Source organism: Phycisphaerales bacterium (assembly GCA_020852515.1).
GTDB lineage: Bacteria > Planctomycetota > Phycisphaerae > Phycisphaerales > UBA5793 > UBA5793.
The window spans coordinates 128,993-155,850 of the sequence record JADZAS010000004.1 but is presented as its reverse complement, the minus strand read 5'-3'; the positions used below and the strand labels follow the sequence as shown (position 1 = coordinate 155,850).

The following is a 26,858-nucleotide window of genomic DNA, read 5'->3' as shown; positions in this document are numbered from 1 at the left end:
GCACAAAACGAAACGAAACCCTGCGTGCCCGACTCGTTTTGTGCGCACCAAACGAAACGCCAAACGATATGAATTCCAATTCGTTTTGTGCGCACAAAACGATTCCCAAAACGAAACGTCATGGGCGGTCCTCCGGGGTGCTTGGCGCCTTGGCGCGGCGCTGGTAAGTGAAGGGGTCGTTGCGTTTGCCATCACCGTTGCGGGCCAGCAGACCATCGGCATCGGCCATGCGGAGCAGACTGTCAGCGGCCCACTTGGACAGGCCATCGCGCACGGCCCGGCCGATGATGGCCGAGCGCGTGGCTGGGTCGTCATCCACGAACGCCTCGACGAATGACTCGGGCGTCCACTCGTTCTTCTTGCCGGGGTCATTTCGGCCGCGACCGCCCTGCGAGAGGAGCTGACTCGAATCGAGCCCCTCGTCGGCGGTCCACACCGGGAAGTCCCAGCGCAGGCACAGCGGATCGATGGGCGGCCAGGAGCGGACTGCGGCTTCGAGGACGACGACATGCTCCTCTTCGTGCGGTCTCAGGACGAGGTGGGTGTCGGTGGCCCGGCTCTGCGCACCGGCGCCGGCCCCGACGTCGGTGACCGACTTGCCGGTCTGATTGCCCTTGGACGAGTGGTGGATGAGCACGAACGAACAGCCGAGGCGATCGGCAAAGGCGTCGATGCAGTTGTAGATGTTCGCCATCGTGCCGTTGTCATTCTCATCCCCGCCTGCGGGCATGAAGCGATAGAACGCGTCGAGGACGATGACCTTGTAGCGGCCGGGCTCGATGGCGGCGAAGTAGGGCGCGAGGGTGAAGATGTCGCGCAGGCGGCCGCGGAGATTGTCCACGAAGATCCGCCGGTTGAACTCGCGCATGGGTATGCCGCGGGCGTGCGCGACCTTGGGGATGCGGTGAGCGCTGGTTTCGCGGTGGAGTTCGTTGTCGATGATGAGGACATCGCCGCGCTCGGTGGCGTAGCGACCAAGCCAGGGGCGGCCCGTGGCCACGGCGATGGCGAGATCGAGGGTGAGCCAACTCTTCCCGACTTTTGGACTGGCGATCACATTCATCGTCTCGCCCTGGCGCAGCAGGCCATGGACCACGGGCGGGCGGAGCAGCGGGTGGGCGCTGACGAGCTGCTCGACAGACAGCGGGGCCGGGGCGAGCGGGTTGTCAGGCGCGGGCGGGATGTCGGCCAGGAACGCGGAGAGATCGACGCCGCGTGTACGGGTCGGCGCTGTGCCGTAGCCTTGCGATGCCAACGCCGAGGCGGCTGCGTTGAAGTCTCCGCCATGTTCGAGCAGTGCGTACACCGCGAAGGGTGAATAGCCCTGCTGCGCTTCAAAGGGCGCGGCGTTCGTCGAGAAGACGTAGAACACGCCGTCCTTGAGCGTGGCGCTCGTGCCGGCGGATTTGCCGGGCCGACACCAGTGCTCGTTCTCGCCTCCCTGTACGAGCGTCCAGCCGTGAGCTCGGAGGATGGCGCGGGGATCGCCACGGCGGTTGAATTCATCGCCAGGGCGCGAGGTGGAAACGTCGTCAGAAACGCCACTTGGCGTGTCAATGACGGGTGGACGAGTCTCATCGAGCGCCCACGCGCAGCCGAGCAGGATGTCGCGCTGGTCCGAGGTGATGACCGGTGGTGCGGCGAGTTCACCCTTGAGGATCTCGTAGCCGTCGGAGGGCGCGCACAGAAAGAGCCCACCCTCGCCGCGCGTCTCGATCATGGTGATCGTGATCACCCAGGCGCCGCCGGCGTCCCGGCGCGGCTTGTGCTCCTTGCATCCAACGACAACCGGCTCGTCGGCGCCGACCTCGATGCGGCGCTGGGCGAGCTTCGTATTGCCGGAGACGGGCTGATCGCAGCGGTAGATGACGTGCCGACCGCCCGATGGCGTCGATTCGATCACGAGGCGATCGACGAGACCGGGCGCCATGGACTCGACGGCGCGGCGCCAGGGCTCGAAGGCCTCGCCGCCCAGGTCAAAGTCGATCATCTCCAGGTTGCCCGAGACTGCGCCGCACACGAGGCACAGCGCGGTTGCCGACCCGTCGAACCAGCGCGCGAGTTCCTCTCGCGAGGGCAGTCGGGATTGATAGGGCTTCCACTCGCGCAGCGCCGGGCGCTTCTCCTGACCGGTGCGCACCGCCGGCAGCGCGCACAGACCCGCGGCAACACACGTCTGCGCCTGTGCGTGGAGAGAATCACTCCTGTTCGGCCGCGTGAGACTCACGGGTCAGGCGGCCTCCAGGGCGGCCGGTCATGATCGGGTTGGATGAGGCGCATCACGTTCATGCTCCTAGAACGGCACCTCGTCGTCGCAGATCCGCGCGTACTCGGCAGCGCCTTCGTCGGTGTCGATGCGCGGAGGCCGTGCGCCCAGGACGTGGCTCACGATCCGGTCGTACTTCTCGCCTGGCTTTCGCTCGACCGTGATCGCCAGCGTCGGCGTCAACGCGCCGCTGCGCGCCAGATCTACCGCCTCGTCGACGTCATCAGGCACCGGTTCATTGGACCGCCGTCGCCACCACTGCTCGGCCTTCTGACGGGCGTAACCCGTGTGTTCAAAGCAGACCCATTCCGAGAATGAGGTGGCGAGTCCGCAGCGGTAATCCACACGCATGGTCGGTGCAGCGCTGGGATCGTTGCGCTTGAAATGCACGTGGTACGAGATCTCACCCACCTCGTACTCGGTTCGCGTCACCTGATCGGAGAGGATGCCATCACTGCTGGCTTGAGTTTCGAGGTGGCGAGATTCCGGGGGCGGGAAAGCAAAGCCGCAGTCGGGACAGATTGAATACGCCGCATGGATCAGCGCTCGGCATGCCGGACATTCCTTGGCCGGCGCTTCACCATTCCCGGCCGAATTGGGATCGCTGATGCGGATCTGATCAACCGGCCCGTGGCGCAGGACATTGCCGCCGAAGTCGAGAACGAGGCAGTCAGCCTTGCCCGGATGGAGTCGAAAGCCCCGCCCCACCATCTGGTAGTAGAGCCCCGGTGATTTCGTGGGACGCACCAGAGCCACGCAGTCGACGTTGGGCGCATCAAAGCCGGTGGTGAGAACGTTCACGTTGCACAGGTACTTCAGAGCGCCAGCGCGGAATCGCTCGAGCAATCGATCGCGCTCGTCCGACTGGGTATCGCCAGTCACGAATCCGCATTCGAAGCCATGCGCGTCATTGAGCCGGCGCACGATGTGCTCGCCGTGCTTCACGCCCGAGGCGAAGATGAGCACGGATCGACGGTCGGTTGTTTGCTCGACGATTTCAGCGCAGGCGGCATGGACGAGTCGCTCCTCGTCCATGAGGTCCTCAACCTCACCGGCGACGAACTCGCCACCACGGACATGGAGCCCGCCAAAGTCCACTCGCTCGGCACCGGCCTTGGTGCGAAGCGGGCACAGGAAGCCCTGCACGATGAGCTCGCGCACCCCGATCTCGTAGCAGATCTCGTTGAGGATGTTCTCCGGCGAGCAGATCGAACCCGACTTCATCCGAAACGGCGTCGCGGTCAAACCGATGACGCGCACATTCGGATTGACCGCCCTCGCGTCGTCGAGGAACTGCCGGTACATCCCCTCGCCATCGGGCGGGATGAGATGGGCTTCGTCGATGAGGATGAGATCGAACCGCCCCAGATCGCGCGCCCGACGGAACACACTCTGAATGCCGCCGACGATGATCGGGTGATCGGTGTCGCGGCTGCCCAGACCTGCGGAGTAGAGGCCGATGCAGTGCCACAGCCCCGGCGCCACCGCAACCAGTTTGTCGACGGCCTGATCGAGCAGCTCCTTGACATGGGCGAGGATGAGAATCCGCCCATTCCAGAGTTCCACCACATCTCGGGCGATCTGGGCGATGATCAGACTCTTGCCCGCACCGGTCGGACACACCACGCACGGGTTTGTCTCGTGCTCACGCAGGTGTCGGTAGACGGCTTCGACCGCCTCGCGCTGGTAGTCGCGCAGGTTCACGCCGACACCTCGGCGCCATCCGGCAGGATGCACCGGTCGTGCATGATCGGCACGGTGTAGAGAGTGTCACTGCGCCGGCCGAGATACCCGATGATGAAGGCGTTGACCCACTCGACTGGTCGGCCGGTTCCATAGAGCGGGATGGGCTTGCACAGGCATCCGGCGCTGCGGGCCTCGACGATGCGACCCGTTTCCCAGATATTCTGCGTCATGTGGGCATCAGCGCGATGGGTGTGTCCGTGGATCACACTCCTTCCCTGACTGATTTGCAGGTGCGCCCGTGTCGCGGCTTTGGCGTGCGACCAGCCGTGCACAGCGATGATGCGCGAATTGATCGGATAATGCGGGTAGCGCCCATCGGCCGAGCCGTACGGCACGTAGCTGAATCGCGATCGGCCCTTGGAGAGCTGAATGCGCGGCGCCAGTAGCGAGTAGGCTCCTCGCCCTTCAGCGGTCGCCGCGGCCCAGCGATCCAGGCGATACTCGTGATTGCCTTCGACCATGACGAGGCGCGTGCAGCAGCGCTGCACGCGGTCGAGCAATGCGTTGGCGCGCTTTAGATCCTCGTTGTAGTCGCTCTCGGGTACGCCATAGGTGGGTGGATGCACTGAGAACTGCCCGCAATCGAGCAGATCGCCAAGACAGACGATCAGGTCAGGCTTGATGCGCTGAACGGCGCGGCAGAAGACCTCGACGGCGCGAGGATTATGGTGCGGAATGTGCACATCGCCGAAGGCCATCATGACCTTCGACTTGCGCCCTGCTGCCCTGGCCATCACTCATCTCCTGCGACCATGGCTCCCGTGCGGGCGTAGCCGGCGATGTCGACGAGGTTGTCGCGCTTGTGGCGGTGGGCCTCACGAGCCAGTTTGACGGCGATCATGCACAAGGGCACATCCATCGCCACGAGTGGCTGACGGAGTTTCGTGGCGAGCAGACCGTTCCACATCACTGCGGTTCGTGTGAAATCGTCACGAGGGTGGCCATAGTCGGTCTGGCGCTCGCCGCTTGTCACCAGCGCCGCTTCATCGAGGATCGAGGGAGTCGGCGCTTCGGAATCGGCAAGCCGGAGCGTGTGCAACTGCACCAAGGGTGTGGGTGGCTTGCTGATCTCAGACAGGGTGACGATGTCGAGAACCGGCAATCGCAGTTCCCAGGCGATCATGTACTCGAGCTTGGCGCCACGCGACTGCTCCCAACCGGGCAGCATCGCCAGGCCGTTACAACGCAACAGCAGTTCCATGTCGGCTCGCATGTACTCGGCCCGGTCACGGTCGGTCTCGCCGTCAAAATTGCGCGCCGGATTGAGCGGCTCGTAACCCGCCTGCCTGAGTCGTTCCTCGGCCGCGAAGAACGCCGGGAAGTTGTGCTCTGGTATTCCCGTCATCGGGCCCGAGATGTAGAGGCGCTTGGGCCGACCGTTCATGTGGTCCATTGCGGAATGCTCCGTGTCATCGGACAAATGCGCACTGCGATGTGGCCCTCGGGGACAACCGCTCCGCGCCAGATCTCCAGGTGGTCAATCTGCGAGTCGTCGTGGTATGCGCCCCCATGCGCGAGCGAATCGAGCGTGCTTTTGAGTAAGTTATCGAGATCCCTTCGGCGGCGATCCGGTGGAGACGCAACGATCGACACATCAAGGCGGCCGTCCTGCGCCCGGGCGCCCGCCGCCGCGAGAGCCGAGACCACCGCGCCGCGGTAGGTCCGGCCCTCGCGGCTGATGAGCATGCGGCATCCATGCCTCGTGCTCACCATGCGCCAGTAGTGATTGACGCTCGGCGGGAAGGGCAGCAGGAAGACCTGCTCGCTCAGCGTTTCCAAGGTGGAGTGCCCCCGGCGCCGTTGGCGGCGGCCGCCGTCGGACGCGCCGGTGAGGCGTCACGCTTGGCATACCCCTTGATGTAGTTGGTGAGCTCGCCGTTGTCCTCGCGCTTCTTGCAGCCGACCGAGGCGATCAGCGGCAAGTTGTGCAGCTCAACCGAATCGCGGGGTTTCATGACGTTGACGCTCCGACAGATGCTCGAGAGCGTCCCCTTGGCGATCTGCACCGTCGTCTCGTTGGGGTGCTTGAGCGTGAGGCGATCCCAGAGTTTGCGCCCCTTGTACGGGCCTTCGATCACCTCGAGTTCCAGCTCGAGATACTCTCCCGTGCCGGCTTTGGTCGGTTTCATTTCGCTGGCGGTGATGATCGCCAGGTACTTGCCGATGGGGATGGGATCAAAACCGACGTTTGGATCGACGTCATGCGCGTCGAAACCATCGAGATGTGCCATGGTCAGGCTCCTTGTTGAGCGGGCTCTTGGTCGTTGGTTGGCGGGGTTTCGCCGCGGACGAAGGCGGCATAGATGCGGTAATCGAGTGGGAACTCATCAGGGAGATTCAGCCGGTTCTTGGCCACATGCGCCGGACGTTCAGTGGTGCGCAGGATCCGTTCGCCCGTGCCGATGCCCTGCGTTCGTTTGCGATCGAAGCCTTCGCTCGTCGTCTTCGTGTGGACCTGGTAGGTGGCGAACAGAACTTCATCCGCCCACCCCTGGAGCAGCGCCGAGGCCTGCTTCTGGAGCCGCGGGACATACCGGTCGTAACTGTCCGTCTCGGGATTGGCGAACTTTTCGATCTGGGCATGGGCGATGACGATCACCTGCATGCCGCGCTGACTGCGGAGCGCATCGAGGCCCGAGAGCACCTCACGCCACTGCGTGAGCGCGAAGACGTAGCCCTTGGCGTAGCCGATGTCTTCGATCGACTCGACCCCGCGCTTGGCGCAGACTTCCGCCCAGATGAGGCGCTCCAGCCAGTCGAGTGAATCGATCACGACCGTCTGGTAGTCATGATCCTCGGAGTACAGTGCGGTCAGCGCATCGAGCACATCGCCGTACTTGACGGCCAGCGGGAATCGATCGACTTCGAGATCGTTCACGCCTTCTTCGGTCTGGATGAAGATCGGCTTCTCCGCCATCGCGCCAAAGGTGGATTTGCCGACACCGTGGACGCCGTAGAGAAGCACCCGGCGTGGGAGTTGGGCTCGTCCTCGTTGAATCGTGCTGAGCGCGGTCATAGCGGTCCTTTCAGAGATGGCTGGTCTTGTATTGAGAAGAAGCGGGCGAGCCTGCGATGGGTGAGGGAGTCGATGAGGTGCGCGAGGCTCGCCCGCTCGAGGATGGGCTGGTGGTTTCGTAGAGACGGATCGATTCGAATCGCGTGGGCCAGATCCCTGACTCGCGGCAGCGCGTCAGTTCCTGCATGGCGCGTTCGTTCTCGGCTTGAGCCTCGTCGAGCGCTCGCGGCGCGATCTGCCAGACGCCGCAACGGAACGGTTCACGCTTTTCAACGGCGATCAGGTGGACTGGCAGCCTGGCCGTCGCCATCGCTTCGAACATGGCGCGATAGAACGCCATCTGCTCGACGTAGCCGAACGCGGTAATGTCGAGTTCGAAGGTGTCGAGCGAATCGGTGGTCTTGAGATCGACGATGCCCCGTCCGGGCTTCGGGTTGACCCAGTCGAGCCGGGATTGGCATCGGAGTCCGGCATACTCACCGCGCAGAACACCCTCAGCGACGCCATCTGCAAGCAGTTCACGTGCAAACAGGTGCCCCTGAACGCTCGCGGCCATCTGCTCAATCAGCGCCGCCTGATCATCGCTGAGCACGGGTTTGCCAATGCGGTCTGCCCACTGGGTAAACGCCTTGGTGTTGGAGCCGAATGGCTGGCCGGTGCGCGGGTTCATGGGACCGCCCACGGCGAACTGCGACTCGTACCGGTCCCGTCCCTCGAGAATCAGCACGTGCGCGGCGCGTCCGACGAGATACGCCGCTGAGTCGCGCTCGGGAATGAGACCCTGCTCCTTCTTGCGAAAGAGCAGTGGGCAGCGCCGAAAGTCAGCAAGCCGATGCGCCGTGACGTGCTCGGCGCTGCGGGCGTGATACGCCTCAGCGGGTTCATGGATCAGCGCGTTGAGGATGGATTGATTCGACATGGCGACTCCCCGCCGCAGTAGCGCTCGCGGCACAGGGGTTGTCGCTGTTCATGCACCTGATTCGCCGCCGATCGGCGGGCTGCGTGGAAACTCATGTGTCCGACACATGAGCGTCATGTGTGCCTCACCTGACCCCTCACGTGTGCGTCACACGCTCGCACATCCGCCCCACATCTGATCGCCCAAACTCATCTCCGACGCGCGAGACGTGTCCCCGCACTCGCGTCTTCCATCGCTCCCGACAGTGACCCACATTCCCTTCACTTCAGGAGCAGGTAATGAGCAGCAACGAGTATCGCGGCGTCATGGACGATTGGCAGATGCGACTGATCGACGCACGGGCAAGGCGCATGGGCCTGGACAATCACAGCCGCGATGATGTCGCCCAGCAGATCGCCATCGAAACAGCCAAGTTCAAATCGGACCCGGTGCGGTCAGGCGAGGCGCTCCAGCCCAATGCAGTGCTCTCCACGATCGTGAACCGCCAGGTGCGATCGGCCGCGCGCCGCTGCGCCCGCGATCGCGAGCGCAAGCAACAGATGTGCCAGCGCGGCGGAATCCCCACGGAGTACGAGTCCAAGCACGAAATGGAAGTTGATGTACGCACTGCGGTCTCGGAGTTGTCGCCTCGCGAACAGCGAGTCTGCGCCATGCTCGCCGAGGGCGAGTCGATCGCCAGCATCGCCAGAGAACTCGAGTGCGGCTGGCACACCGTGGAGCGCCTGATTGCCGACATTCGCCAGCGATTCGAAAGCATGGGCCTCGATGGTTGGCTGGGGAGCTGACGGCATGCCCAGCCACAGCATGGTCATGAAACCGCAGACATCGACTGGACTTCCTCCTACCCGCGCAGTAAGTGATCAGTGCGAGCCCACGGGCAACAGTCGGCCCGTGGCCCTCGCATGGATCACAGACGAATTGATCGCCGAGCATCGGCGGGTCTGGTCCAGCAGGTATCGGCGGATCATCACCGAAGAGGAGGCCATCGAGATCATCATGAACATCAAGCGGTTTGCGGAAACGGTTCTGGACGCCACGGCGCAGGAGCGCCGGCCATGAACGTCGTCGTCTGGGCACGTGTGTCCTCGCGCGAGCAGCGCGAGGGGTACTCCATCGATGCACAGCTTCGCGCCACGCGTGAGAAGGCGGAGCGAGAAGGCTGGCACGTCGCCCGGGAGTTCGACGTCGCCGAATCGGCCCGGCGCGGAGCGGAACGCCTCGCGTTCAACGAGATGCTCAAATGGGTTCGCACCAACGCCAGGCGCGAGAAGATCACGGCGATTCTGAGCCACAAACTCGATCGCGTCTGCCGCAACATGCGCGACGCCGTGCGGCTCCAGGAACTGGAGGACTCCTGCGGGGTACAGCTCGCCTTCGTCGAGAACCAGTTCGGTCCCGGCGCCGCCGGCGCCTTGTCCTTCAACGTCATGGCGGCCGTGGCGCAGTACTACAGCGACAACCTGCGCTCGGAGGTGCTCAAAGGCATGGATGAGAAGGTGCGCCAGGGCTGGCCCACCGGCCTGGCGCCCTACGGGTACATCAACGTTCAGGACGATGACGAAGTGCCGGTGCAGCCGCATCCCGAGAAATCAAAGACCGTCATCCGGATCTTCGAGCTCTATGCCTGCGGCGATCTGACCTTCCAATCCCTCGCCGACGCCCTCCAGCGTGAAGGGCACATCTACCGGCCGAGCCAGCCGCGATTCACCCGCACGGCCCTCTCGTATGTCCTGAACAACCGTTTCTACATCGGCGAACTGCTCCGCAACGGCCAGACCTTCACGGGGAGTTACCAGCGCCTCATCACGCGGGACCTCTTCGAGGCTTGTCAGGACGTCCTCCATGGGCGGAACCGCCGCACCGGTAAGCCGCAGATCCCGCTCGCCGGCGGGCTGATGCGCTGCGCCTACTGCGGGTTCGCGATCACCGGCGAGCGCATCAAGCGCAAACTCAAGGGCGGTTCCATCAACGAGCATCTGTACTACCGATGCGGCAACAACCATCCGCAGGCCGGTCATCCACGAGTCCGGTGGCGCGCGGAAGACGTCGAGAACGCCATCGGCGAAGAACTCGCCACGCTGAGAATCGAGCCAGCTGAAGTACGCGACCTGTTCCGCAAGACACTGGCCGCCGCGTTCGACGACATCTCGTCGCAGCAGCGCCGCCAAACGACGGCGCTCGCCAAGCGGCACTCAGAATTGACCGGAATGCAGGACCGATTGCTCAATGCGTACCTCGCGGGCACGGTTGCCGAAGGTCAGTACAGGGACAAGGCGGAGGATCTGCGATCCGAATTGGCCGGGGTCACCGAAGCGCGTGAACGCGTCGGGCGAATCGACGCCGGGGACATCGAGATGGCGTTCGCGGTTTTCGACTGGTGCCAGAATGCCGATGAACACTGGCGGCGTTCAAACTCGGCGGTTCGGCGCCGGATTCTGGATTCGGTGAGTTTGAACCGGACGCTGAGCGACACAAACCTTTGTATCACAAAGAGAAAGCCCTTCGACCTGTTGATCGAAGGGCTTGATTCGGAGAGAAGTCGGGGCGACAGGATTCGAACCTGCGGCCTCCTGCTCCCAAAGCAGGCGCTCTACCAAGCTGAGCTACGCCCCGTGAGGTGCGGCCAATCATAGCACGCCGCCGGCGCCCGCCGGTCGCCGCGTGCGTGCCGCCGGCCCGCTTGACTCGGCCGGCGCCATCACCCCTTGAATCTCCCCCGTCTCCTCTCTACCTTCCCATCACCCGACCTGTTGGCCGGGCAAGGACTCCGACCATGATGCGCCTGATCGCCATACTGCTCGCCTGCACCCTCGTCGGCTGCAACACGACACCCGCCGCACCATCGAACCACGCAAGGGAATCAACCATGAGTCTGGGGAACTTTTCCGTCAGCCTGACTGTCAAAGACCTCGCCGCGTCGCGCGACTTCTACGAAAAGCTCGGCTTCGAGCCTGTCGCCGGCGACGCGAAGCAGAACTGGCTGGTGCTCTCCAACGGCGATGCGCGCATCGGCCTCTTCCAGGGCATGTTCGATCGCAACATGCTCACCTTCAACCCCGGCTGGGACAGCGAAAAGAACACGCTCAAAGAATTCGATGATGTGCGCGAACTCCAGCGCCGCTTCAAAGAGCGCGGCCTGACACTGACCGTCGAAGCCGACGAGTCCACCACCGGCCCGGCCTACCTCATGCTCACCGACCCGGATGGAAATCCGATTCTGGTTGATCAGCACGTGGATAAGCCGGGGGAGTGAGGTGCGACTCCAATTCTCCGGAAATGACGGGCAAGTTTCCGCTCTAAGTCTGACTTGTTGCAGCGGGTTCGGAACCTCGCAATCGCGCCGAGATGTTCCGATCGAGCAATCCCGACTTTAGTGCTCCGCCAACGTCGGCGACAAACTCCTCTTCGGCACTAACCAAACCCGCAATGAGCTCAAGCGCCGCAGAGCAGCGGTCAGTCACAACTCGCGGATCATTCGCGAGAGTTCTTATCTCGTCAGCGAGGCGTTGTTGATCTGACCAATCATCGGTACCTCGCCATCGAAATGCAACGACTCTTGCAATGTGGTACAACCCGTTCCTAAGAATTCGCCGTCGCACTTCGTCCTCGGGATACGAGTCTCGCACGCGCTGCTTCCAGACTCCACATGCTTCCCATATCCGATAGGACAACAGATATGCCTCCGGCACTACATCCGAGTTGAATACGCGAGCGGTCTCGTCGTCCCACAGCTTGTATTTTCGCCGCCCCCCGTCGCTCGGTTTCTTCAGCACGATAGACAGGTACGCCTGCCCGACACGTTCATTCGAGACGACCTTGCGGCGGTCATTTCGACTTAGATGTGTGAACTCGTTCGGCTTTCGCTCATAGAATAGTGCGAAGCGATCTCGGAATACGCGTTGGAGTTGGACCTGAAGCCGATCATTCGACCGAAGGTCGCGCCCTGTGATCCTGGTCTGTGTGTTTGTCGTTACCACTACTCGCTCAGCTAGCTCGGGTGACGTGGCCTTGAATAGCCTTACCAGCACCCACGCATCCGAGTGGAGGTCACCACTTCGCTGAGCCTCGTCAATGGCCGATGAAGTTTGGCAGCCGTTGACGATGTGCATATTCCGCACTTGCACGAATGGATCATCTTGATCCGGCGTCACCGCAAAGTCATCGCAGAGTATCGTGAGTCCGTTGTTCAGAAACCAGAGTAGTTGAGCCTGTTCCGCATCGGCGCAGGTCGCGAGGATCGCTTCATTGACCGCGTTCTGCCCGCCCAAGTACCTGCGTAGGTTCCTGTCAAAAATGCGTGGATGGGTCTGCACAAGCCTTGCGATTTCGCTCGCGTTGACGCTACATATCAACCCATCGAGTCCCGGTAGAGTGCGTCGGATGATTGTCCCCCGATTACGGTCATAGTCGATTCTGATCCGGTCATCGACACGATCGCCGCGAGTTTCGGCTTCGTTGAGCATGTCAGCCAGTTCTCGCGCCCCGAGGATCTGTAGCGAGAACCTCGCTCCCGGCCCGGAGTAATCGCTCAGGAGCCTGTTCCGCTCCAGCACGAATGCATCCGCGAGGCTCTGTGTGTCGCCAAGGGACGCAAAGAACACCTGGACGATGACGTTGGGCGCGCCATAGCGATTACGCAGTGCTCGAAAGTCACTGATCCTGTCGGCAAGCCGTCGGTTCGGCATCTGCTGATATACTGCTCGCCCTTGCGAAAACATGAAGTCAAGTCCGATGCCCAGCCTTTGGAGTTCGGTCGTTCTGTGCGCGGGTGAACGCGTTGCAGCGATAATTGTCACCGTGGCACGCGACTCATCATCTCTGTCGTCGATCGCAATCACATCCATTTCATGGTCGTCACCGCCATCTGTCACGTCTTCATCGTCTAATGCGTCGAAGCTCTGATTCGTGATAAGGCCATAAACCAGTGAAAGAAATGCACGATCCTGCTCGAGGTCGAATTCGTCCGCAATGGCGGCGACCTTGTCCAAAAGCAACGTTGTCTCAACTCGTAGTTGCATTTAACCCGCGATCGTGGCTCGTATCGCCAGATTGTAGGAAGGGACCAGTCTTGGGTCTCAACCCCAGCGCCATCGAAGACGGGACCCGCATCCCAACTTCGCTGGCTGTACCATGCGGCGGGGGGTGGTTCCAATCACGTGCGGCCGGGGCGGGGGATTCGGCGGTGATCTGGCGGCAATCGTCGGACCCGGCGGGAGGCGCTCGCGGCCTTCGGCCAAGCATCCGACCCGGTGGAATGCGATCCCCGAGCATTGCTTATCCGACCCTGCGTTGGCTCGGCGTTTCTTTGATGATTCCTGCGCGCAATTGTCGCGCTGGACGGGGGAAAGGCGCAATTGAACGGGGCAGTTGCGTCGTGGCGCGCGTCGATGGCGCGGGTCGGGTGCGAGTTCTTCGCGCTCGATGAGGGAGTTGGCCGGCGGGCCGGAGGACTCGCCTGTCGGGCGGGGGGTGCGGCGCTTTCGGCGCGCAGGAATGGGCGTCCCGTGCCGGGACTCTTGAGAGTTAAGAAATCGCTCCCGGCTGGCCGCGATCGGCTCGCGGGCGGGACGGAATCAGAACTGGAGCGGGAGAATCGGCGACCGGAGCGGGCCGGGCGGCTCGCAGGGCTGCGGGGCGGACTCGCGCGGGGGCTGCGATCGCTCGCGATGCGGAAGGGATGAATTGCAAGTCGCGGGGCCGATTTGGAGATCAGGCGTGAAGGTCGGCGCGTTATTGGCCGATGGGCAAAATGGAACCGAGCCCCACGCGTAAGCACGGGTCTTGGACGAGTGCGGCGAAGGGCGCGATGCTGGAACGCGAAGGCTGGTCAACGGCGAAGGCCCTCCCTGACAGTCGGGGCTCGGATTGTCTTCCATGCGCGGCTCGTTGAGTTTTGAATCATCGACCATGAGAGGTCTCGACATGGCTGGAAAGTTCATTCCTGATTCGGACAGCGGCTTTGCCCGCATGGCGCGGGTCTTTTCGGATGCCACCGCGATCGATCCCGCGCGGTATTTCCTCTCTGCGGAGGATGCGCGAGACCTCGGCCACGCCGTGTCGGAGTTTCGTCATCATCTGGCCCTAGCCTCCTGGCCGAGCACGCGATCGACCAGGACCATCATGGAGAAGGATGCAGCGCGGCAGCGGGCGGAGCGCCTGGTGCGCAAGTACGGCGCGCTGATCCGCGCCAACCCGCAGATCAATCGAAGCGCGAAGATGAGCGTGGGCGTGCGCGAGCGGCCGGGCCGGCTGCATCGGCGGGAGTGTCCGAAGCACGCGCCGCACCTGCGCTACCTCGGCTCGGAGCGCGGCGTGCATCTGCTGGAGTTTCGCGAGCAATGGGGCGCGCGCAGCCGGGCCAAGCCGCGCGGGGCGAGCCGGCTGGAGTTGTTTATTGAGATGGTCGAGCCGGGGCGGGCGATGCCCGAGTCGCCGGGCGCGCGGCCGTGGTATTTGCGATCGTTCACGAGCAGCCCGATGCGTGTGCAGTTTCCCACGCCGGCCGGGCCGCGCATGATCGTGTACTGGGGCCGGTGGGCGGATGCGACCGGGGAGGTCGGGCCGTGGTCGAAGCGCGTGGTGGCGCGGGTGGAGGGGTGGGGCGTTGCGGATCGGGAGGTGGCGGAGCGCGCGGCGTAGTGCGGGCAGACATAGACTGGACGCATGGTGATCGTGGCGGACGACGGTTCACTCACAGTTTCGTATGATGTCACGCACGCGGATCTGGAGGCGAGCGTTGCTCGGCACATTCGCAGCAGCGCTGGCCGGGCCACGCCGCGCGAGGCCACTGTTCTGCTTTTGCTCGTTGCTCTCCTTGTGGGAGTTTTCATCTACAGTGCTTCGTCGCCGGGGCCGGTGCGGTGGGTCGTGTTGACCGGCTATGGACTCATAGCCGCGTGGATGCTCTGGAAGAGTCTTCGCCTCACTCACATTCCGGTTTCCAGGGTCGTCGATCAACTGCTGGCGAACTGCGATCAGGAAGTTCTGTTCGGCACTGAGTACATCACCATTTCGGCCGACGGCGTGCAGAGCGAACATGGCCCCTGCACTGTCTCGTACCTCTGGTCCGGGGTGAAGTCGATCGAAGTTCTGGAGGATGCGATCTTCGTCTCGACCAACTCGACGACCACATTCAGAATCCCCCGCCGAGCATTCGCGAGCGACTCGGAGATGGAGCAGTTCTTGCAGCAAGCCAGGTCGTGGCATCGCGCGGCGACAGACGCTGCGTGTTGAGTGGACATGCTTGCGTACGCCGCAGTCACCCGCTCACCCCCTCACCCGCCCGCGATCGCGCCGATGATCATCAGGGGTTCACGGCTGCTGATGACACCCTCGGGCAGCGGCGCATCCGGGCCGTCGTTGGAGAGGTCCTTGCCGCAGGCGAAGAAGCGGACGAAGTCGCGGCGTTTGCCGGTGACGTGGTCGCGGATGGTGCCCTTGAGCATCGGATACCGCGCCTCGAGTGCATCGAGAACGTGGCGCAGCGTCGGCGCCTCGCCCGGCACATCAAGTGCGATCTCCCCCTGTGTGCCCGAGAGTGTGCGAAGATGGAAAGGGATCGTGACGCGGATCACCCGATCGTCTGCACTTCCACGCTGAGCACCGCCGGGAGGTTGCCGGCGATCTCGATCCACGTGTCGCCGCCGTCGGGTGAGGCGTAGACCTGGCCACCGGTGGTGCCGAAGTAGACGCCGCACGGGTTCATCTGGTCTACGCACATGGCGTCGCGCAGGACGTTGACGTAGCAGTCCTGCTGCGGCAGGCCGTTGGTCAGCGCTTCCCATTCGTTGCCGCCATTGCGGCTGCGGTAGACGCGCAGCTTGCCATCCGGCGGGTAGTGCAGTGAATCGCTGAGGATCGGCACGACGTAGATCGTCTCAGGCTCCTGCGAGTTGACGGCGATGGGGAAGCCGAAGTCGCTGGGCAGGTTGCCGCTCACTTCGCGCCAGTTGTCGCCGGCATCGTCGCTGCGCATGACATCCCAGTGCTTCTGCATGAAGAGGACGTGCGGGCGCGACGGATGCAAGGCCATGTTGTGCACGCAGTGGCCGAATTCGGCTTCGGGATCGGGGATGTACTGACTGCGCAGGCCGCGGTTGATCGGCTTCCACGTCTGGCCGCCGTCATCGGTGCGGAACGCCCCGGCGGCGGAGATGGCGATGTAGATGCGGCCCTTGTTGGTCGGGTCGAGCAGGATGGTGTGCAGGCCGAGTCCGCCGGCGCCGGGCTGCCAGTGCTGGCCGGACGGGTGGCCGCGCAGGCCGGCGAGTTCATGCCAGGTTTCGCCGCCGTCGGTGCTGCGAAACATCGCCGCGTCTTCGACGCCCGCGTAAACCGTGTCAACGTCGTGCAGCGATGGCTCGAGGTGCCAGACGCGCTTGAACTCCCACGGGTGCTGCGTGCCGTCGTACCACATGTGGGTCGTGAGCGGCTTGCCGGTCTTGTCCGAAGTGTCGTAAACGAACTTGTTGCTCTCGCCTTTGGGCATGCCATCAGGCGTGGTGGTCGGCTCGCCGACGGGCGTGCCGGGCTGATGCCAGGTCTTGCCGCCGTCATCGCTGCGCTGGATGATCTGGCCGAACCACCCGCTGCTCTGCGAGGCGTAGATGCGATCGGGGTCGAGGGGCGAAGCCTTCATGTGGTAGATTTCCCAGCCGGCGAAGAGCGGCTCGGAGATGCTCCACTTCTTGCGCGCAGCGTCGGAGGTGATGATGAACGCGCCCTTCTTGGTGCCGACAAGAACACGAATTGCAGTCATGTGCTTCTCCTTTTTGCCCCCGAGCGTGAATGCTACGCCATGGCCTCGACGATGGTCTTGAACCCGCCGTAGACCATGCGATTGAGATCGCACGGCAACTTCTTCGGATCCTTCGCCATCATCTTCTTGAGGCGCGGGTCGCTGCAGACCTTGGCGTTGACGCGGTCGCGATGCGCCTTGGACTTGTACACGATCCAGGCGAAGACGACGGTCTCGCCGCGCTTCGCGCCGGCGCATTTTGTGAAGGGCACGACGCCCTTGACGTCGAGGTCGTCGCCGGCGCATTCGCGGTACTCAAGGGCGCCGTATTCGAGCCAGACTTTGGAAGCGAGCCGCGCCATGCGGCGGTAATCAGCCAAACGAGCCCTGGGCACGGGCAGCACGAATCCATCGACGTAGGCCATGAGCGATCCTTTCCGTTGTGATACGTTGGGGGCGCCGGCGCGGCGAGCAGGGCCGGCGGGCGACCCAAGCATATTCCCGCGACCCTTGTTAAGATCGCACTCACAGAGGGAGTATTACCACTCATCCCCGCTCGGGCCGTAACTCGACGGCACCTTCGCGCCGACGAGGCGGAGGTAGACGCCCAGCTGCCCCCGATGGTGGTACCAGTGGTTGAGGAGGATGGCGCGCAGGAAGTCGGCGCGCGGCATGGCGAGCATCGTCTCGCCGTCGCGCACGACGCGAAACGTGTGCCGCATCCGTTCGTCGTCGAGGGTCGGCAGCACGCCGCGGACGAAATCAGCGCCGGTGTCGAGGGCCTCAAGCACCTCGCGCTTCGTCTGCGGCTGCGGCGGGCCGGCGCTGAAGTCCGGTGGAGCGGCCTCATCTTCGAGCGAAAGGTTGAGCACGCCCTGCGGACTTTGCGCGATGTGCAGCGCCAGTTGGCCGGCTGTCATCGACTTCTCGTGCGGCTTCCATGTCAGGCGGTCATCCGGCAGGCGTTCGAGGAACTTGCGCGTGGTGGGCAGTTCGCGCTCGAACTCCTGCAACATCGAGTGTGCGATGGACATCGCGGTCGATCGATTTGAGGCTGTGGCCGTTGTCATGACGTCGCTCCTTGCGGGTTCAGATCTCAGTTGCAGTCGTCAGTTACCGCCTGGCGCGCGCGGCGCCCGCCTTGCGTTCGGCGAGTTCGCGGATTCGCTCCAGGCCGTGTTCCCAGCCTTCGGGCATGCCGTCTCGGTGCTCGGGGAGGATGAGGCCCATCGCCTTGTGCGTGATTCTCAAGCGGGTGCTCGCGCCCTCCGCCTTGAGACGGTACTGGATGTGGTTGACGGCCGGGTAGGACATGGGCATTGGGCCGGTGATCTCAAGCAGCGCTGGAGGCTTGATGACCTGGACGTGCCCCCAGAGGTGCCCGGCGTTGTCGCCGAGATCGCGGTACCAGCGCCCGCCGGGCCACGGCTCGATTTTCATGTGCAGCGACTTGCCGTCGGGTGTCTGCCCCTCGGGGCCGAGTTCGTCGAGCACCGCTTCGAAGGTGGTCTCGATCGGAGCCGAGATCTCGATCTCCTTGATAATCTCAAAGGCCTGCACCGCCTGCTGGTCGAGTATCTGCGTTGTCATGATGCTGGTCCCTTCCTGTGCGTGAGTGGATTGAGTGAGTGAGATGCTTCTCCGGCCGCTCGCTCCGCGCGGGCTTTGATGCGGTCGAGTTGGTGCGACCAGTGGCGCTCGAACTTGCTGATCCAGTCGTAGACGTGTTTCAGTTCGCTGCCCTCCAGACGGTAGACGCGCTGCTGGCCGTGCCGGATGGCCGAAACGACACCGACCTGTCGCAGCACGCCGAGGTGCTTGGAGACGGCCGGCTGCGGGAGTCCCAGCGCCACGACGATCGTCCCGACGGCCAAGGCGCCGCGGCGCGCGAGGAGGTCGACGATCTGCCGCCGCCGCGGCTCGGCAATGGCGTTGAAGACATCGGAGGTGGTCGCGGAGCGGGGCATGTGACAAATATATGCCCATATAGGAATATATCAAGCCGGAGGGCGATTTGTTTTCTCCGGAGATTGCTCCAGATCGCAGCGCGGCGCCAGAGCGGCAGAAGAGAGATGAAACTGCCGGCAGAGCGGTTGCTGCCTCCACTTCAACGGTCAGGTTTGCCACGAGCGCACACGGAGCATGAGCGGAGCCGTGGCGCCCGTGACAGGATCCTCGCTCTACTCTCTTCGCTTGATGCCGGGTTGGGAGTGAACGATGCGCGGCAAGCGACCGTCTGGGGCAATCGCGTTTTTGCCACTCCGGTTCGCGCGGACTCCGCAATCTCGGTGGATGCACCTCCCCGCCTGCGCTGGGGGCCGACTCTTCCTGGGCATGACGGCGGAAGCGCGATTGCTCTGCACGGCCGGCGAAGAGGTCGGCCGAGCGCGCCGCTGGGCGATAGAATGCGTTGCGGAATGACTTCGCTGGAGACCCGTCTCAACTGGTGTTGCCTCCAGCGGTTAAACAAGAGATTGCCGCCGCGTTGCGTGGATGCGGGTGTGCCCAGCCTCACCCGTGTGCGGCGGTGCCCTCACCCCAATCGATGTCGGCGACCCCGGGCCCTTTTCGAGGAGCATGAGCATGATCAACGGCACGATGCGACGCATGATGACCTTCGCCGCGGTGCTTTCCGCGCTCGTGGCCGCTCCGTCTCTCGCACCCGCCGGCGCGGGGTCGGGTGATGTGGCTGAGAAGGTGCTGCGCTTGCCCATGACTACCGATGGGCCCAAGTCGCTCGATCCGATTGTCGGCTCGACGACCTACGAGAACCGCTGCTGCTCGCAGATCTTCGACACGCTCGTTCAGTACAAGTATCTCAAGCGGCCGTTCGAACTCGAACCGGCGCTGCTGGCTGAGATGCCCGTCATCTCCGAAGACGGCAAGGTCTGGCACTGCACGCTTAAGAAGGGCGTGCGATTTCAGGACGATGCTTGTTTCCCAGGCGGCAAGGGGCGCGAGATCGTCGCGTCAGATGTGTTCTATTCGTGGAAGCGCGCTGCCGATCCGAAGTACCAGTTCAAGTCGTACTGGCTGCTCGAAGACACCATCGTGGGCCTCGATGAGTTCAAGGAAGCGCAGCAGCAGTCCGGTTCGTTCGATTACGATGCGCCCGTCGAAGGCTTTCGTCTGATCAACGACCACGAGTTCGAACTCGTGTTCAAGCGGCCCGTGCAGCAGTTCATGTGGAAACTGGCGATGTTCCAGTTGTCCATCGTGCCGCGCGAGGCGGTGGAGAAGTACGGCGACCGCTTCAATCGCCATCCCGTCGGCAGCGGACCGTTCATGCTCGAGAATGAGAGTGACTGGCAGATCGGCACGAGCCTGGTGCTCAAGCGCAATCCGAACTACCGCGATGAGTTCTACCCGAGCGAAGCGATGCCCGGGGACGCCGAGGCGGGGCTGACAAAGGCGGCGGGCCAGAAACTGCCGATCGCCGACCGCATCGAGATCACCTTCTTCGTTGAGTCGCAGCCGATGTGGCTCAAGTTTGAGGCAGGCGAACTCGACTACACCACGGTGCCCGAGACCGCGTACGAAGAGGCGTTTTCGCGCCGCTCGGGCAATCTCAAGAGGCCCTACGAGCAGAGGGGCATCACGGCGCACAAGGTGCCGCTCATCGACTTCATCTTTCGCGGCTTCAACATGGAGGATCCGCTGCTGGGCGGATACACCAACGAGAAGCGGGCTCTGCGCAAGGCGATCTGTCTCGCTCTCGACTGGGACGAGATGAACGAAGCCTACTACAACGGGACGGCGCTGGTCTACGACGGGATGATCCCCCACGGCCTGGACGGGTATCCCGAAGACGGCCACCTTCCTAATGCCTGGCGCGGGCCGGACCTCGAACGGGCCCGCCAGTTTCTCGCCGAGGCTGGGTATCCGGATGGGCAGGGCCTTCCCGTCATCGATTACTACACGAGCAGCGGCGGCACATCGGAGCGCATGGCCGCTCTCACCGCGCGGCAACTGGCCAAGGTAAACATCCGCATCAACCCGCGCCTCGTGGACTTCTCCACGTTGATGGAAGCGGTGGACAACAAGAAAGCGCCGTTCTTCTCCTTCGCGTGGGGCAGCGACTATCCCGACGCGGAGAACAACCTCGCGCTCTTCTATGGCCCCAATGAGGCGCCCAAGCCCAATCACTTCAACTACAAGAACGCTGAATACGACCGGCTCTACGAGAAGATCCGGACGATGCCGCCCGGCCCCGAGCGCACCGCGATCTACATCCAGATGCGCGACATGGTGCTCGAAGACTGCCCGTACGCGGGGTCGATGGCGCGCATCCGCCACTTCCTTGTCAACCCGTGGCTGCTCAACTTCAAGCCGACCGAGACCTTCTACACGTGGATGAAGTACCTCGACGTGGATGACTCGAAGCGCCCGGGCGGTTCGTCCCGCTGATTCGCCTCGCCTCACCAGCGGAGACTGCCGTCCATGTGGTCGTTCATCCTTCGACGCCTGCTCTACAACATCCCGGTGTATCTCGGCATCATCATGCTCGTCATGGCGTTGCTGCGCGTGCGCAATCCCGTCTATGCGTACCTTGGCAAGAACGCCGACCAGAAGCAGATCGAAGAATTCGAGAAGTCCTTCGGCCTGAAGGACCCGTTCATCGTGCAGTACGGCCGCTTCCTCTGGAACGGGGCCCGGCTCGATTTTGGCGAGAGTTGGAAGTACAAGGGCACGACGGTGCGCGAAAAGCTGCTGGGCGCCATTCCGCCGTCGCTCTCGATCACGGTGCCGGCGCTGGTCCTCACGAGCCTGCTCTCAATTACCGTCGGGTTGCTCTCGGCGTTTAACAGAGGGCGACTTCTCGACCGCCTGCTGGTCATCGCCGCCGTGCTGGGGATGAGCATCAGTTTCCTCGTGTACATCATTTTTGGGCAGTTCTTTGGAGCGGCTCTGCCCAGAAACGTATTCGGGGATGATTGGCCGCTGGCCATCGTGGGCTACGGCGCCTGGTACCGGATGTCGAGCGTTGACATCTTCGGCCTGACGATTCCCGTGCCGGACGCGCTGACCTGGGTGAAGTTCTGCCTGCTGCCCGTGCTCATCAGCGTCATCGTCGCCATGGGCTACGACACGCGCTTCTACCGCGCCGTGATGGTCGAGGAGTGCAATCGCGACTACATCATCACGGCAAGGGCCAAGGGCGCCCCGAAGAGCAAGATCATGTTCGTGCACATGCTCAAGAACGCGATGATTCCCATCATCACGCGCATCATGACCACGCTGCCGTTCCTGATCACCGGCTCGATCCTGCTCGAGATGTATTTCAACATCCCCGGCATGGGGCGCACGCTGATCACCGCCATCACCGACATGGATTACCCGATGATCCAGGGGTTCACGGCCGTGATCGCGCTGCTCTACATCCTCTCGATCATCCTCACCGACGTGCTCTACGCGCTCGTCGATCCGAGAGTGAGGCTGTCGTAATGCGCCGGCTGCTCAGGTCGCGAGGAGCGCGCAAGTTTTCGCGCAATCGCCTGGCAATGGCGGCGCTGGGCGTCATCGCAGTGTATTTTTTGACGGCGCTGTGGGTGCTGCTTGGCGGAATCAGCATGGAAGCGACGCGCCAGCGCGTCGCGCCCAAGCAGGCGCCGGGCTTTCTCGAGACGCCCACCCTCGAGGAGCGCGTCGCCTTTTCCATGCACTACGTCGACGAAGTCGATCAGGCCGTGCGCCTTGCCTCGCGGCGAGACCAGGACGCGTACGAGATCCTCGGCGACAAGGCGCTGGCTGAACGCCGCGCGGCTCGAATGTCCACGGACGAGTACAACGAACTCCTCGACGAGGCGTATGCCATTCTCGAAGAGGAACTCGAAGCCGTTGAGGATCTAAGCCACCACCCCGAACTCGAGCCGCGCGTGGAGCGCCTCGAAGCGATCGCCGCGGCGCTCTACCCGGTCCCGCAGGGCTGGGAGGGCGTGAAATACCGCCTGCGCACGTTTCTTGGCAGCGACGCCGCCGGTCAATCGATCTCCGTTCGAGCGATCTACTCCGTCAAGGTCGCCTTTCAGATCGGCCTGATCACCAGCGTGGTTTCGGTGATCATCGGCAGCCTGCTCGGCGCTGCGGCGGCATTCTTCGGCGGCTGGCTCGATCATGTCATCACCTGGATCTTCTCGACGCTGTCATCGATCCCGTATCTCGTGCTCCTGTCGGTGCTCATCGTCGTGTTCTTCGGCACAGTCTTTGACAACCCCGAGCGGCCGTTTCTTTCGCTCGTGCCCGTCTACGTCGCGTTCTGCTCGACGTTCTGGATCGGGCCCTGCCGCGTGATTCGCGGCGAGACGATGAAGATCAAAGAACTCGAGTACGTGCAGGCGGCGACGGCGATCGGCTTTTCGCGCCTTTACATCCTGGTGCGGCACGTCATTCCCAACACCGCGCACCTCATGTTCATCAACTTTTCGCTGCTGTTCATCGGCGCCATCAAGTCTGAGGTCATCCTGAGTTTCCTCGGGCTGGGCGTCAAGGGGCAGCCGAGTTGGGGCATCATGATCCGCGACGCCAAGGACGAAGTCATCACCTACTTCTTCTGGCAGATCGGCGCGGCGACGGTGCTCATGTTCGTGCTGGTGCTCGCCTTCAACATCCTCACCGACGCGCTTCAGGACGCGTTCGATCCAAAGCACGTCGATTGACAGACCCATGATTCAGGCCCTTCGAGCACAATCTGAACCACTTCTCTCCGTCAGACACCTGACGACGCGGTTCCGCACCGATCTCGGACTCGTGACGGCCGTGGACGACGTGTCGTTTGACGTTCACGCCGGCGAAACGCTCGGGATCGTCGGCGAATCCGGCTGCGGCAAGACCGTCACCAGCAAATCGATCATGCGGCTGCTTCCCGAGCGCGTCTCGCGCATCGATCCCGCCAGCCGCATCATGTTTCGCGGCAGGAATCTCGCGACGGCCAGCGAACGGACCATGCGCGAAGTGCGCGGCGATCAGATCGCCATGATCTTTCAGGAGCCGATGACCAGCCTCAATCCCGTCTTCCGGATCGGCTGGCAGATCGAGGAAGCGCTCAAGTATCACACGAACCTCAACCGGGCCCAGCGCCGGCAGCGCGCCATCGAGATGCTCCGCCTCGTCGAGATTCCCAACCCCGAGCGCCGCATCGACGAGTACCCGCACCAGCTCTCGGGCGGGATGCGCCAGCGCGTGATGATCGCTATTGCGTTGTGCTGCGAGCCGGACATCCTCATTGCCGACGAGCCGACGACGGCGCTGGATGTGACGATCCAGGCGCAGATTCTCAATCTCATGGAGGGCCTCAAGCAGAAGCTCAACACCGCCATTGTGCTCATCACGCACAACCTCGGCGTCGTGGCCCAGGTGTGCGACCGCGTGCTGGTCATGTACGCCGGCCGCGTGATCGAATCGGGCACCGTGCACGACATCTTCCACCGGCCGCAGCATCCCTACACGCAGGCGCTGCTCGAATCGATTCCCAAGCGCGGCCGGCGCGAGCACGGGAAGCGCCTGCCGACCATTCCCGGCATTGTGCCCAGCCTGCATCATCTGCCCGCCGGCTGCCGTTTTGCCGAGCGCTGCCGCTTCAGGCAGGATAGGTGCGTGGACCACGAGCCGGAACTGCTCGAGACGAGCGACGGCCGGGCATATCGATGCTTTTTCCCGATCACCCAGGCGCCCATGGCGCCGACGGTAGGGGGGACTGATGCCCTTGCTTGAAGTCCGCCATCTTGTCAAGCACTTTCCCGTGCGCGGCGGCGTGCTCAACCGCGTCGTCGGACACGTTCATGCCGTCAACGACGTGTCTTTTGACGTGAGCAAGGGCGAAACGCTCGGCATCGTCGGCGAGTCCGGCTGCGGGAAGTCGACGCTCGGCAAGATGCTCATTCGCCTCATCGAGCCGACGTCGGGCACGATCAACTACGAAGGCCAGGACATCACAGCTCTGTCGCACAGCCAGATGATGCCGCTGCGCCGCACGATGCAGATCATCTTCCAGGACCCGTACTCATCGCTCAACCCGCGCCTCACCGTCCGCAGCCTGCTCAAGGAGGCGATCGCATTCCATCGCATCGTGGCGCGAAACGAGATGGACGACTACATCACCGAACTGATCCGGCGTGTGGGATTGCGCTCCGACGCCGCGGACAAGTTCCCGCACGAGTTCTCCGGCGGACAGCGCCAGCGCATCGGCATCGCCCGCGCGCTCGCCACCAAGCCGGAGTTCATCGTCGCCGACGAGCCCGTCTCGGCCCTCGACGTCTCCATCCAGGCGCAGGTGCTCAACCTGCTCATGGATCTCAAGGATGAGTTCGGCCTCACGCTCGTGTTTATCTCGCACGATCTCAAGGTGATCCAGCACTTCTGCGACCGCGTGATGGTGATGTACCTTGGGCACGCCGTCGAGACATTGCCCTGCCTCGAACTCGACGAGCAGGTGCGGCATCCGTACAGCAAGGCGCTGCTCGGCGCCAATCCGATCGACGATCCGGACCAGCGCCGGCCCCTGACGATCCTGCAGGGCGATGTGCCCAGCCCGTTCCACATGCCCGACGGCTGCCCGTTCACCGGCCGCTGTCCGAATGTGATCGACCGCTGCCGCACCGAGATGCCGCCGATCATCGAGCGCGAGCCCGGCCACCGCGTTGCGTGCTGGGTGGCCGATGAAGATTCTGCCGAGCCCGCCGCGCCCGCAAAGTCGGTGGGGTAACGCGGTTCGGGCCGTTTTACACCGCTGCTTTTGCGCTGGTTGTTTCGACGGGCTGCCCGGCCTTTTCCCAAGCGAGGAATCCGCCCGCGACATTTGTGGGTTTGAAGCCCTGCCGCTTGAGGTAGGCGCAAGCATACGACGATCGCACGCCGCTTCGGCAGTGCACGAGCAGTTCGCCGCCGGCCTCGAGTTCTCTGAGCCGCGCCATGAGCCGGGTATGCGCGATGTTGTGGCTGCCGGCGATGTGCCCCTGCTCGTGCTCGACCAGCCGCCGCACGTCGAGCACCGTCGCCCGGCCCGCATTCACGCTCGCCGCCGCGTCTGCAACTTCGACTTCGTTGATCGACTCAACGCAGCCGGCGGTGCGGTGGTACTCTTCGAACACCTCCGTCGAGATGAACCCGACGATGTCTTCGAGGCCGATGCGCACGAGCAGGCGCACCGCCTCTTCAAGGTGCCGCTCGTCGATGAGTAGGACGATGCGCTGCCCCGGCTCAACGTAGCAGCCCGGGATCGTGGGGAACGACGAGTCAAACGGCGTGAACAGCGCCCCCGGCGCGTGCGCCTGGCGGAACGCCTGCCACGGCCGCGTGTCGAGCACTACGGCATCCGGCAGCCAATCCGGAATGTCGCGCGGCGTGAGCACCTGCGGACGCGGCAGCGCTTCAAGCACCGGCGCGCCATCGCGATTGAGCGCCTTCATCCGCGCGAAATACATCGGCGGCTCGGGCTGGCCGCTGAGCACGTAGTCCAGAAAGGCGGCATCGTCGCCGGCCAGTCGGATCGCCGGGTTGAAGCGCTTCTCATAGCCGACGGTGGTCTGCGGTACGGCGCCCAGCGCTTTGCCGCACGCGCTGCCGGCCCCGTGCGCCGGCCACACTTGCAGATACTCCGGAAGCGTCGTGAACTGCCGGGCGGAGATGAGCAGTTGCTTCGCCGACGCCTCCTGAGCGCCGACCACACCCACCGCGCTCTCGAGCAGATCGGGCCGGCCGGTGTCGCCGACGAAAACGAAGTCGCCCGAGAGCATGCCCATCGGTTCGCCCGCACCGCCGCCGCGATCCGTCACGAGAAAGCAGATGTGCTCGGGCGTGTGGCCGGGTGTGTGGACCGTGCGGAATTCGATGCCGCCGATGCGGAAGGTATCGCCGTCTTTGAGGCGCACCGCGTCATACTTGCCGCTGTCGCGGCGCGATTCGAGCCAGCCGTACTTCCAATCCGCATCGCCGCAGTCGGAGACATACACCCTGGCCCCCATCATCTCGGCCAGTTGCCGGCTGCCGGCGAGGAAGTCGGCATGGATATGCGTCTCGGCGCACGCAATGAGCCGCAGGCCGTGCTTTTTCGCCTCGCTCATGTACCGATCAACATCGCGCTGCGGGTCGATGATGATCGCCTCACCCGTGCGCTGGCAACCGATGAGGTACGCCGCCTGCGCGAGCCGATCGTCATAGATCTGTCGAAAGAGCATCA

27 protein-coding genes, 1 tRNA gene and 2 pseudogenes are annotated in these 26,858 nt (G+C 63.5%); 12 read left to right on the top strand and 18 right to left on the bottom strand.

Going from position 1 to position 26,858, the window contains the following annotated elements:
• Window positions 1-118 precede the first annotated feature (118 nt).
• The 8 genes from IT430_02785 to IT430_02750 form a co-directional block, all read right to left on the bottom strand.
• On the bottom strand, window positions 119-2,227 hold the full coding sequence (locus IT430_02785) for an AAA family ATPase (protein MCC6906842.1): 2,109 nt from the start codon (window positions 2,225-2,227) through the stop codon (window positions 119-121).
• A gap of 66 nt (window positions 2,228-2,293) precedes the next feature.
• Window positions 2,294-3,970: a DEAD/DEAH box helicase family protein gene (locus IT430_02780; GenBank protein MCC6906841.1), complete on the bottom strand. Its 1,677-nt coding sequence runs from the start codon at window positions 3,968-3,970 to the stop codon at window positions 2,294-2,296.
• Window positions 3,967-4,746 carry a metallophosphoesterase gene (locus IT430_02775; protein ID MCC6906840.1) on the bottom strand — a complete coding sequence of 260 codons (780 nt, stop codon included), beginning with the start codon at window positions 4,744-4,746 and terminating at the stop codon, window positions 3,967-3,969. The genes IT430_02780 and IT430_02775 overlap by 4 nt, the downstream gene beginning before the upstream one ends.
• Window positions 4,746-5,405, bottom strand: a complete 660-nt coding sequence (locus IT430_02770; GenBank protein MCC6906839.1) for a DUF4406 domain-containing protein — start codon at window positions 5,403-5,405, stop codon at window positions 4,746-4,748. The genes IT430_02775 and IT430_02770 overlap by 1 nt, the downstream gene beginning before the upstream one ends.
• A complete protein-coding gene (locus tag IT430_02765) occupies window positions 5,393-5,791 on the bottom strand; it encodes a RusA family crossover junction endodeoxyribonuclease (protein ID MCC6906838.1) in 399 nt (132 codons plus the stop codon). The genes IT430_02770 and IT430_02765 overlap by 13 nt, the downstream gene beginning before the upstream one ends.
• A complete protein-coding gene (locus IT430_02760; protein MCC6906837.1) occupies window positions 5,779-6,243 on the bottom strand; it encodes a DUF669 domain-containing protein in 465 nt (154 codons plus the stop codon). Before IT430_02760 ends, IT430_02765 begins: the two co-directional genes overlap by 13 nt.
• A gap of 2 nt (window positions 6,244-6,245) precedes the next feature.
• On the bottom strand, window positions 6,246-7,028 hold the full coding sequence (locus IT430_02755; GenBank protein ID MCC6906836.1) for an ATP-binding protein: 783 nt from the start codon (window positions 7,026-7,028) through the stop codon (window positions 6,246-6,248).
• 10 nt (window positions 7,029-7,038) lie between these two features.
• Entirely contained in the window at window positions 7,039-7,947 is a 909-nt protein-coding gene (locus tag IT430_02750; protein ID MCC6906835.1) for a PD-(D/E)XK nuclease-like domain-containing protein, read from the bottom strand.
• Window positions 7,948-8,225: 278 nt separating this feature from the next.
• Between IT430_02750 and IT430_02745 the strand changes: the two genes are divergently transcribed.
• The 4 genes and pseudogenes from IT430_02745 (at window position 8,226) to IT430_02730 (ending at window position 10,019) form a co-directional block, all read left to right on the top strand.
• On the top strand, window positions 8,226-8,732 hold the full coding sequence (locus tag IT430_02745) for a hypothetical protein (protein MCC6906834.1): 507 nt from the start codon (window positions 8,226-8,228) through the stop codon (window positions 8,730-8,732).
• A 4-nt stretch (window positions 8,733-8,736) separates the two neighbouring features.
• The gene (locus IT430_02740) at window positions 8,737-9,006 is read left to right on the top strand and encodes a hypothetical protein (GenBank protein ID MCC6906833.1); all 270 of its coding nucleotides are present in this window, start codon (window positions 8,737-8,739) and stop codon (window positions 9,004-9,006) included.
• Window positions 9,007-9,374: 368 nt separating this feature from the next.
• Window positions 9,375-9,794, top strand: a pseudogene (locus IT430_02735) (recombinase family protein).
• 48 nt (window positions 9,795-9,842) lie between these two features.
• Window positions 9,843-10,019: pseudogene (locus IT430_02730) on the top strand (zinc ribbon domain-containing protein).
• A 120-nt stretch (window positions 10,020-10,139) separates the two neighbouring features.
• Here IT430_02730 and IT430_02725 read toward each other — a convergent pair.
• Window positions 10,140-10,346, bottom strand: a complete 207-nt coding sequence (locus IT430_02725; protein ID MCC6906832.1) for a hypothetical protein — start codon at window positions 10,344-10,346, stop codon at window positions 10,140-10,142.
• Window positions 10,347-10,486: 140 nt separating this feature from the next.
• A tRNA-Pro gene (locus IT430_02720) sits at window positions 10,487-10,560 on the bottom strand.
• Window positions 10,561-10,720: 160 nt separating this feature from the next.
• On the opposite strand from IT430_02720, the gene IT430_02715 reads away from it, so the two are divergent.
• Entirely contained in the window at window positions 10,721-11,200 is a 480-nt protein-coding gene (locus IT430_02715; protein MCC6906831.1) for a VOC family protein, read from the top strand.
• 43 nt (window positions 11,201-11,243) lie between these two features.
• Here the strand turns inward: IT430_02715 and IT430_02710 are convergent, their stop codons facing one another.
• Complete coding sequence (locus tag IT430_02710; protein MCC6906830.1) at window positions 11,244-12,965, bottom strand: AIPR family protein; 1,722 nt, start codon at window positions 12,963-12,965, stop codon at window positions 11,244-11,246.
• A gap of 889 nt (window positions 12,966-13,854) precedes the next feature.
• On the opposite strand from IT430_02710, the gene IT430_02705 reads away from it, so the two are divergent.
• Together IT430_02705 and IT430_02700 are read left to right on the top strand one after the other, a co-directional pair.
• The gene (locus tag IT430_02705) at window positions 13,855-14,586 is read left to right on the top strand and encodes a hypothetical protein (GenBank protein ID MCC6906829.1); all 732 of its coding nucleotides are present in this window, start codon (window positions 13,855-13,857) and stop codon (window positions 14,584-14,586) included.
• Between the two features lie 24 nt (window positions 14,587-14,610).
• Window positions 14,611-15,180, top strand: a complete 570-nt coding sequence (locus IT430_02700; GenBank protein MCC6906828.1) for a YcxB family protein — start codon at window positions 14,611-14,613, stop codon at window positions 15,178-15,180.
• A 41-nt stretch (window positions 15,181-15,221) separates the two neighbouring features.
• Here the strand turns inward: IT430_02700 and IT430_02695 are convergent, their stop codons facing one another.
• The 6 genes from IT430_02695 to IT430_02670 all read right to left on the bottom strand — a co-directional run bounded on the left by IT430_02695 (window position 15,222) and on the right by IT430_02670 (window position 18,651).
• The gene (locus IT430_02695) at window positions 15,222-15,521 is read right to left on the bottom strand and encodes a MoaD/ThiS family protein (GenBank protein ID MCC6906827.1); all 300 of its coding nucleotides are present in this window, start codon (window positions 15,519-15,521) and stop codon (window positions 15,222-15,224) included.
• Window positions 15,518-16,705 (bottom strand): exo-alpha-sialidase, encoded by a 1,188-nt coding sequence (locus tag IT430_02690; protein ID MCC6906826.1) that lies wholly within the window; start codon window positions 16,703-16,705, stop codon window positions 15,518-15,520. The genes IT430_02695 and IT430_02690 overlap by 4 nt, the downstream gene beginning before the upstream one ends.
• A 32-nt stretch (window positions 16,706-16,737) precedes the next feature.
• Complete coding sequence (locus IT430_02685) at window positions 16,738-17,109, bottom strand: DUF1428 domain-containing protein (protein ID MCC6906825.1); 372 nt, start codon at window positions 17,107-17,109, stop codon at window positions 16,738-16,740.
• Window positions 17,110-17,223: 114 nt separating this feature from the next.
• Window positions 17,224-17,754, bottom strand: a complete 531-nt coding sequence (locus IT430_02680) for a DinB family protein (protein ID MCC6906824.1) — start codon at window positions 17,752-17,754, stop codon at window positions 17,224-17,226.
• 43 nt (window positions 17,755-17,797) lie between these two features.
• Window positions 17,798-18,274 carry an SRPBCC domain-containing protein gene (locus tag IT430_02675; GenBank protein MCC6906823.1) on the bottom strand — a complete coding sequence of 159 codons (477 nt, stop codon included), beginning with the start codon at window positions 18,272-18,274 and terminating at the stop codon, window positions 17,798-17,800.
• Window positions 18,271-18,651 (bottom strand): helix-turn-helix transcriptional regulator, encoded by a 381-nt coding sequence (locus IT430_02670; protein MCC6906822.1) that lies wholly within the window; start codon window positions 18,649-18,651, stop codon window positions 18,271-18,273. Before IT430_02670 ends, IT430_02675 begins: the two co-directional genes overlap by 4 nt.
• A 616-nt stretch (window positions 18,652-19,267) precedes the next feature.
• Here IT430_02670 and IT430_02665 point away from each other — a divergent pair.
• The 5 genes from IT430_02665 to IT430_02645 are packed head-to-tail and all read left to right on the top strand — an operon-like array spanning window position 19,268 to window position 25,385.
• The gene (locus IT430_02665) at window positions 19,268-21,091 is read left to right on the top strand and encodes a hypothetical protein (protein ID MCC6906821.1); all 1,824 of its coding nucleotides are present in this window, start codon (window positions 19,268-19,270) and stop codon (window positions 21,089-21,091) included.
• 33 nt (window positions 21,092-21,124) lie between these two features.
• Entirely contained in the window at window positions 21,125-22,129 is a 1,005-nt protein-coding gene (locus IT430_02660; GenBank protein ID MCC6906820.1) for an ABC transporter permease, read from the top strand.
• Complete coding sequence (locus IT430_02655; protein ID MCC6906819.1) at window positions 22,129-23,340, top strand: ABC transporter permease; 1,212 nt, start codon at window positions 22,129-22,131, stop codon at window positions 23,338-23,340. Before IT430_02660 ends, IT430_02655 begins: the two co-directional genes overlap by 1 nt.
• Before the next feature lie 7 nt (window positions 23,341-23,347).
• Window positions 23,348-24,394 carry an ABC transporter ATP-binding protein gene (locus IT430_02650; protein ID MCC6906818.1) on the top strand — a complete coding sequence of 349 codons (1,047 nt, stop codon included), beginning with the start codon at window positions 23,348-23,350 and terminating at the stop codon, window positions 24,392-24,394.
• Complete coding sequence (locus IT430_02645) at window positions 24,381-25,385, top strand: ATP-binding cassette domain-containing protein (GenBank protein ID MCC6906817.1); 1,005 nt, start codon at window positions 24,381-24,383, stop codon at window positions 25,383-25,385. The genes IT430_02650 and IT430_02645 overlap by 14 nt, the downstream gene beginning before the upstream one ends.
• 16 nt (window positions 25,386-25,401) lie before the next feature.
• On the opposite strand, the gene IT430_02640 is transcribed toward IT430_02645, so the two are convergent.
• Complete coding sequence (locus IT430_02640; GenBank protein MCC6906816.1) at window positions 25,402-26,856, bottom strand: MBL fold metallo-hydrolase; 1,455 nt, start codon at window positions 26,854-26,856, stop codon at window positions 25,402-25,404.
• Between the last annotated feature and the right edge of the window lie 2 nt (window positions 26,857-26,858).

Bases quoted from the DNA above. Each gene is read 5' to 3' on its own strand.
- IT430_02690 (MCC6906826.1), bottom strand. From the start codon at position 16,705: ATGACTGCAATTCGTGTTCTTGTCGGCACCAAGAAGGGCGCGTTCATC.
- IT430_02745 (MCC6906834.1), top strand. From the start codon at position 8,226: ATGAGCAGCAACGAGTATCGCGGCGTCATGGACGATTGGCAGATGCGA.
- IT430_02670 (MCC6906822.1), bottom strand. From the start codon at position 18,651: ATGCCCCGCTCCGCGACCACCTCCGATGTCTTCAACGCCATTGCCGAG.
- IT430_02760 (MCC6906837.1), bottom strand. From the start codon at position 6,243: ATGGCACATCTCGATGGTTTCGACGCGCATGACGTCGATCCAAACGTC.
- IT430_02715 (MCC6906831.1), top strand. From the start codon at position 10,721: ATGATGCGCCTGATCGCCATACTGCTCGCCTGCACCCTCGTCGGCTGC.
- IT430_02710 (MCC6906830.1), bottom strand. From the start codon at position 12,965: ATGCAACTACGAGTTGAGACAACGTTGCTTTTGGACAAGGTCGCCGCC.
- IT430_02645 (MCC6906817.1), top strand. From the start codon at position 24,381: ATGCCCTTGCTTGAAGTCCGCCATCTTGTCAAGCACTTTCCCGTGCGC.
- IT430_02770 (MCC6906839.1), bottom strand. From the start codon at position 5,405: ATGGACCACATGAACGGTCGGCCCAAGCGCCTCTACATCTCGGGCCCG.
- IT430_02685 (MCC6906825.1), bottom strand. From the start codon at position 17,109: ATGGCCTACGTCGATGGATTCGTGCTGCCCGTGCCCAGGGCTCGTTTG.
- IT430_02655 (MCC6906819.1), top strand. From the start codon at position 22,129: ATGCGCCGGCTGCTCAGGTCGCGAGGAGCGCGCAAGTTTTCGCGCAAT.
- IT430_02705 (MCC6906829.1), top strand. From the start codon at position 13,855: ATGAGAGGTCTCGACATGGCTGGAAAGTTCATTCCTGATTCGGACAGC.
- IT430_02665 (MCC6906821.1), top strand. From the start codon at position 19,268: ATGATCAACGGCACGATGCGACGCATGATGACCTTCGCCGCGGTGCTT.
- IT430_02740 (MCC6906833.1), top strand. From the start codon at position 8,737: ATGCCCAGCCACAGCATGGTCATGAAACCGCAGACATCGACTGGACTT.
- IT430_02650 (MCC6906818.1), top strand. From the start codon at position 23,348: ATGATTCAGGCCCTTCGAGCACAATCTGAACCACTTCTCTCCGTCAGA.
- IT430_02680 (MCC6906824.1), bottom strand. From the start codon at position 17,754: ATGACAACGGCCACAGCCTCAAATCGATCGACCGCGATGTCCATCGCA.
- IT430_02755 (MCC6906836.1), bottom strand. From the start codon at position 7,028: ATGACCGCGCTCAGCACGATTCAACGAGGACGAGCCCAACTCCCACGC.
- IT430_02775 (MCC6906840.1), bottom strand. From the start codon at position 4,746: ATGGCCAGGGCAGCAGGGCGCAAGTCGAAGGTCATGATGGCCTTCGGC.
- IT430_02660 (MCC6906820.1), top strand. From the start codon at position 21,125: ATGTGGTCGTTCATCCTTCGACGCCTGCTCTACAACATCCCGGTGTAT.
- IT430_02700 (MCC6906828.1), top strand. From the start codon at position 14,611: ATGGTGATCGTGGCGGACGACGGTTCACTCACAGTTTCGTATGATGTC.
- IT430_02750 (MCC6906835.1), bottom strand. From the start codon at position 7,947: ATGTCGAATCAATCCATCCTCAACGCGCTGATCCATGAACCCGCTGAG.
- IT430_02675 (MCC6906823.1), bottom strand. From the start codon at position 18,274: ATGACAACGCAGATACTCGACCAGCAGGCGGTGCAGGCCTTTGAGATT.
- IT430_02640 (MCC6906816.1), bottom strand. From the start codon at position 26,856: ATGCTCTTTCGACAGATCTATGACGATCGGCTCGCGCAGGCGGCGTAC.